Annotated in this window: 2 protein-coding genes; one reads left to right on the forward strand and one right to left on the reverse strand. The window is 41.9% G+C overall.

Annotated elements, in window-relative coordinates; genetic code table 11:
• The coding region (locus BU200_RS11810) for a transposase (protein ID WP_487246359.1) at window positions 1-114 on the reverse strand (114 nt) is incomplete at its 3' end.
• A gap of 55 nt (window positions 115-169) precedes the next feature.
• On the opposite strand from BU200_RS11810, the gene BU200_RS10445 reads away from it, so the two are divergent.
• Window positions 170-1,357 (forward strand): ABC transporter permease, encoded by a 1,188-nt coding sequence (locus tag BU200_RS10445; RefSeq protein WP_075100049.1) that lies wholly within the window; start codon window positions 170-172, stop codon window positions 1,355-1,357.
• Window positions 1,358-1,716 lie beyond the last annotated feature (359 nt).

Consider the following 1,716-nt stretch of genomic DNA (forward strand, 5'->3'; position numbering starts at 1 on the left):
TTGATGATCGACCTGATATTGTTTACTGAGTTGGGTAAGTGACTGTTCTTGGTTAAGGAATAAGCAAACAATTTCTAACTTTTCTTCTACTGATTTTGGACTTCTTTTGGACATGTGAAAACTCCCCATATAGTGTCTAGTGAATTTTTGTTTTTTCACTGTCCACTATATGGGGAGTATATCAGTGAAATCGTGGAGTTTCTTGTTTATGGTCTTGAGTCCCTTTATCTTTATAGGCTTCAGTGTCGGAATGGGGGCATTGGTCAGTAGCTCGCAATTCTCTTCAGAGCCTATCGCTGTCGTTTCGACCAATCCCGAGATTCAGCGTTCTTTGGGAGAGGATAAGGACCAGTACAGCTTTGAATATCAAGATGAGAGGGCTGCTCAAAAAGCAGTAGACCAAGGCGATATAGCAGGCTATCTCGTACTAGAAGTAAAAGAGCATCAGGTGTATGTGAGCTACCACGGTAAGGAAAGCATGGATCGCTTTGCCAAGGAAGATACCTTGGCTCGCTTGAAGACCCTCCAAGGAGAATTGAATAGAGAAGCAGCACAGCTGACCACGGAACAGGAAAAAATCTTGTCACAAGAGCTTATCTATGATGAAGTCATCAAGAAAGATACAGAATTACTCCAAGGTATTCAGACAGGCTTGATCTTTATTCTCTCCTTTGCCCTCTACATGCTTCTTATTGTCTACTCATCAACGACCGCGCAGGATATTGCCAATGAAAAAGGAACAAAGATTATGGAGGTTATTTTCTCCAGTGTTCGTGCTTCCAACTACTTCTATGGGCGCATGATGGGGATTATGGCGGTTGTCTTGACCCATATTTCTATCTATGTAGTCGGTTTCTTACTCGCTTACCTTGTTGTTGGTCAGATTCCGTTTATCCAGCTTTTCTTAGAGCAACATCAAGAGACAATTTCCCTCTTGTTCCAGCCCTCCACAGTCTACACTATCTTTTTCATGTTGCTAGGTTTGATTTTCTACATTGTTCTTTCTGCAACCTGTGGAGCCTTGGTAGCGCGTGTGGAAGATGTCAATAAGGCTGTTCAGCCCGTCATCTTACTCGTAGTAGTAGCCATGATGATGAGTGTGACTTTGGGCATGAAAGGGGACAATGTCTTACTCACTATCGGATCTTATATCCCATTCTTCTCACCATTTTTCATGCCAATTCGTCTGATTCACGAAGAGGCATCCTATGTTGAGGGTTTCCTATCCCTGCTCATTTTATTAACGACGACAGCGGGCAGTATCTGGTATATTGGAAAAATCTACGCTCGTCTTATCCTCCAGACAGATGATACCGGCTTGTGGAAAAGTTTCCAGCGTGCTATCATGCAGAAATAGTTACAGGAAGCTGGAGAAGGTAGGAGATAGAACGAGTGGAACTCGTGTCAAGTGTGCCCCTCTTTGGGACATACCTGTTTCAGCTTTAGCCAGTTCCAGATTTTTATAGAGTATTACTAGGAAGTTAGCCACCAGCTGTACGGCTCTAGTTTGAAAAGTATAAATCGTCTAATCGAAAATCCCAACCTTTAAAGGTGATGACAAAACTCTTAGAAATCTTAGCTTAAGGCTGTGATATACTCCCCATATAGTGGACAGTGAAAAAACAAAAATTCACTAGACACTATAAGGGGAGTTTTCACATGTCCAAAAGAAGTCCAAAATCAGTAGAAGAAAAGTTAGAAATTGTTTGCTTATTC

The organism is Streptococcus acidominimus (assembly GCF_001921825.1).
Classification (GTDB): Bacteria; Bacillota; Bacilli; order Lactobacillales; family Streptococcaceae; genus Streptococcus; species Streptococcus acidominimus.

What these genes read in the sequence shown, in the direction of transcription:
- BU200_RS10445 (WP_075100049.1), top strand. Translation starts at nt 170, where the DNA reads ATGGGGAGTATATCAGTGAAATCGTGGAGTTTCTTGTTTATGGTCTTG.